The 3,109-nt window shown below is 69.6% G+C and carries 4 protein-coding genes; 3 read left to right on the top strand and 1 reads right to left on the bottom strand.

From position 1 onward, the window contains the following. The first annotated feature begins 159 nt into the window (after positions 1–159). Entirely contained in the window at positions 160–516 is a 357-nt protein-coding gene (locus IG86_RS0137965) for a hypothetical protein (protein ID WP_030834221.1), read from the top strand. Between the two features lie 17 nt (positions 517–533). Further along, positions 534–803 carry a hypothetical protein gene (locus IG86_RS0137960; protein WP_157854989.1) on the top strand — a complete coding sequence of 90 codons (270 nt, stop codon included), beginning with the start codon at positions 534–536 and terminating at the stop codon, positions 801–803. Here the strand turns inward: IG86_RS0137960 and IG86_RS0137955 are convergent. Further along, the gene (locus tag IG86_RS0137955) at positions 793–1,557 is read right to left on the bottom strand and encodes a 2-phosphosulfolactate phosphatase (protein ID WP_030903101.1); all 765 of its coding nucleotides are present in this window, start codon (positions 1,555–1,557) and stop codon (positions 793–795) included. The genes IG86_RS0137960 and IG86_RS0137955 overlap by 11 nt on opposite strands. A gap of 414 nt (positions 1,558–1,971) precedes the next feature. On the opposite strand from IG86_RS0137955, the gene IG86_RS0137950 reads away from it, so the two are divergent. Beyond that, a complete protein-coding gene (locus tag IG86_RS0137950) occupies positions 1,972–2,745 on the top strand; it encodes a class I SAM-dependent methyltransferase (RefSeq protein ID WP_030903098.1) in 774 nt (257 codons plus the stop codon). Positions 2,746–3,109 lie beyond the last annotated feature (364 nt).

Here is a 3,109-nt window from a genome sequence, read left to right as displayed (position 1 = left end):
AGGGGGGACCCTGTGGGAGAGTAGGACGCCGCCGAACAATCATTGTGGGAAAGCCCCGCACCAGCCCGTTCAGGGTTCGGTGCGGGGCTTTTCTGCGTTCACCGCCGGGTTCTCGGGCTCGGCTGGGTATCCTGGCCCGGCGTTCCCCTGGAGGACACGATGACAGCACAGCAGTTGGAAGACGGCGGGCCTCTCATCCCCCAGCCGGCGATGACGCGGGAAGCCCTGCGGGACGCCGTGCGCCGGATCGACATGGCCAACCTGGCCGTGCTCGACAAGGAATGCAACGAGGCCTTCGACCGTGCCGCGGAGACGGGCGCCATCAACCCGCTGCGGTTCTTCCTGATCAAGTGGGCCACACACGTGGCGATCCACCGCTGGCCCGCCCGCTCGGCCGCACTGCACGAGGCGGAACGCATCGCGGGCGACCCGGGCGCCACGGAGGAACAGTTCCGTGCCGCCATGGAGACGAGCAGCCGCATCCTCGCCGAGGCCCAGCGCGAGATCGGGCAGTGACCCCGCGGGGCGAAGGCGTGGAGAACGACAGCGGCTGGGCGTGGGAGTGCGACCCCAGCCGGCTGTGGGTCCTCGGCGACATGCCCGCGGCACAGCAGGAGCTCGTCGGTGCCGTCATGGACGGCCTGGTCGACCTCGCCGCGATGGCCATCGACCCCAAGGACGGCAGCCTCTACGAAGACCCCCACCCCATGCGGCTGCGTACGTACGAGGACGAACACCTCATGGTCTGGTACCAGACCATCCCCCACCGCCGCCGGGTCTACCTCAAGCGAGTCAACCTCTGACCTCAGCCGGCCGGAAGGCACCGTCGGTGAGGACGGGGACGGCCGTACCCGCTTCCAACTCGCCCGCGATGGCGACGTCTTCGGCGAAACCGCCCCGGGTCAGCTCCAGACCGGACGAGCAGGCGGCCACCGCAGCGGCGACATCGGGGGTGTGCGTGAAGCAGGCGTGAGCGGCAGCCGCCTCGGGGGACAGGGGACCGGCACCCCGCGCTTGCAGTTCGGCGGTGATCGCTCCCGCACCCATCAGGTCCTCGAGGGCCGGACGCAGACTGCCGTCGGGCCACCGCTCACCCGCGGCGATCACCGCGACTGGCAGCTCGGGAGTCCCGTAGCCGTGTTCGGCGAGCCATCGCCCGACGGCGGACGCGTTGCGCAGGCACCCCGCGACCACCGCCGAGCCGGCCGCCGCCGCGGCGATGGCGGAACCGTTGGGTGAGGGCAGTACGAGCCGGGGCGTGAACGGAGCCCGCCGCAGGGCGGCCGGCGACAGCGACCAGGGCGAGGCCGAGCCGGCAGCCCGTCGGCCCACGGCGAGAGCGGCGGCCTTCTCCTTGGCGAAGACGGCCGCCGTCTCGTCGCGCCATGCGTACGGGTAGACCCGGGTACCCGCCTCTACGGCGACGGACACGGACGTCGTGAACGACAGCACGTCCACCACGATGAGGCAGGCCACGTCCGACGCCAGCCGCTGTGCACCGACGGGACCCCACTCGAATCGCACACCGAAGGACCGCTGCAGGAACCAGTCGCTCATGGCACCGGAGTCTGGCACCCCGGTATCCCGCCGCCATCCAGACGGACCTAGGGCCGGTGAACGGGCGGGGGCTCACTGTTCTCCTCGGCGGGGCCCAGACCCCACTCGGGATCCTTCAGGGCCCGGCTGGGCATCACGTGTGGCGCGGTTCGGAGCCGGCCTTGTGGTGTGCCGGTCGGGTGTAGGACTCGCTGATGGCGAGGAACCGTCCGACGTCGTAGCGGGTGGCGGTCCGCCGGTTCTCCGAGCCGGCCGGGCGACCGGGGCGGGTCGGCTGCGTTGGGGTGCACGGGCAGGCGATGCCGTTCTTCGCTCGTAGGCTCCTGAACCCCCGGCGGACTCGGACGGGGGTCAGCCTGTTCGGTTCGGCTCCTGGCACGTCCGCCTAGAGGCGGCGGATCGTAGGCTGCGACGATGGAACGCTTACGCAACCTGCCTCAAGGTCTCGCCCAGCCCGCAGACCCGGTTCTGGCGAACGACTACGACAGCTTCGCCGAGGCGTACTCGGCGGAGAACGAGAACAGCCCGGTGAACGCGTACTACGAGCGGCCCGCGATGCTGGCCCTCGCCGGAGACGTGGCCGGCCGTCGGGTCCTGGACGCCGGATGCGGCTCGGGCCCGCTGTCCGCCGCGCTACGTGACCGCGGCGCGATCGTCACCGGCATCGACGCCAGCGCCGGGATGCTGGCGCTGGCGAGACGAAGGCTGGGTGATGACGTCCCCTTGCACGTGGTCGACCTGAAAGACCCCCTGCCGTTCGACGATGAGGCGTTCGACGATGTGGTCGGATCCCTGGTGCTGCACTACCTCGAGGACTGGGGGCCGACGCTGGCCGAGTTACGGCGAGTGATCAGGCCCGGTGGCCGCCTGATCGCGTCGGTGGACCACCCCTTCGTGGCCTACACGCTCCCGGATCCCCGGCCCGACTACTTCGTGACCACCAGCTATACCTTCGACTGGACGTTCAACGGGCGGCCCGCCCCGATGAGGTTCTGGCGCAAGCCACTGCACGCGATGACCGATGCGTTCACCGCGGCCGGCTTCCGTCTCTCCGCCATCAGCGAGCCGCAGCCCGACCCAGCCGCCCGTGAGCTGTTCCCCGACGACTTCCACGCCCTGTCGACCCAACCGTGCTTTCTCTTCTTCGTCCTCGACGTACCACCCTCGGCGGCGAGCACGGGCGAGTAGCCACACGGCCACGGCCTCCTGGCGGCCCGCGAGGTGCTGGCGATCCGCCGGCATGGTCACCCGCGGCTCTGGGGCGGCGCGGCTGCCGGCCGCGTTTTGACTCCTCCCGGGCACGGTTGTAGAGTTGAGCAGTTGCCTGGAGCAGAAGCGCTCGGCAGCAGCCCCCACAAGGAAGCACTTTCGAGTGGGGACACTCGACTCTTCATTCGGGAATCGAAGCCGGGGAAATCCGGTGGAAAACTTCTGATAGAGTCGGAACCGCCGGAAAGGGAAACGCGAAAGCGAAAACCTGGAAAGCGCCGAGGAAGTCGGACACGAAAGAGTCTGATAGAGTCGGAAACGCAAGACAGCAGAACGAAAGCCC

Source organism: Streptomyces virginiae (assembly GCF_000720455.1).
GTDB lineage: Bacteria > Actinomycetota > Actinomycetes > Streptomycetales > Streptomycetaceae > Streptomyces > Streptomyces virginiae.
Note: the sequence above shows the minus strand (reverse complement) of the source record. Positions and strands in the feature narration are given on the sequence as shown.